Here is a 545-nt window from a genome sequence, read left to right as displayed (position 1 = left end):
AAAACAGAAAGGAACGTGGTAGATGCCGCGATCCCCGCCATGATAGAAGCGCGACAAGTCTCGGAATTGAGTACTCGAATCATTTCATCGGTGCAAATGCTCTCTAATGCGCAAAATGAGCAAGAGAGGAAAAAAGCCGGGCGAGTGTTGTTCGAACAACTTGAATCGCTGTTGACGCACATTAAAGAGCTAGGCGGTGAGTCGTTTGATTCAAAACTGCTCGATGCACTTGAAAGCAATGTTCAGAATGTGATCAATAACCTCGCAGAGCTTGGTGTCACGGTTGAAAGAAAGTTGTGGCTCGCGAAAGAAATTGATACTCGTGTTGAAGAAATGCGCCTGCTGAGTGAAGAGTTGGAACAGCTCACTCGCACTCAAGTTCAAAACACCAGCACGATTGCGGTTGCTAACGTAACCCATATTTATGACCTGTTAGAAGCGAACAAAAAAGACCAAGTCTATCAAGCGCTCGATGCCTTAGTTGAAGTCGATCTTGACCTAACCGAGCGTCTGCACGAGCTGCATCTTCTCGCTTTTAAAATGCT

General features: G+C 46.1%; 1 pseudogene. It reads left to right on the top strand.

The annotated features are described in order from the left end of the window. Positions 1–545 (top strand): annotated as a pseudogene (locus R8N49_RS29755) (TMAO reductase system sensor histidine kinase/response regulator TorS); the annotation flags it as partial.

It is taken from the genome of Vibrio sp. 1978 (genome assembly GCF_033344345.1).
The sequence above is the reverse complement of the archived record's forward strand: the minus strand, read 5'-3'. Positions and strand labels throughout refer to the sequence as shown.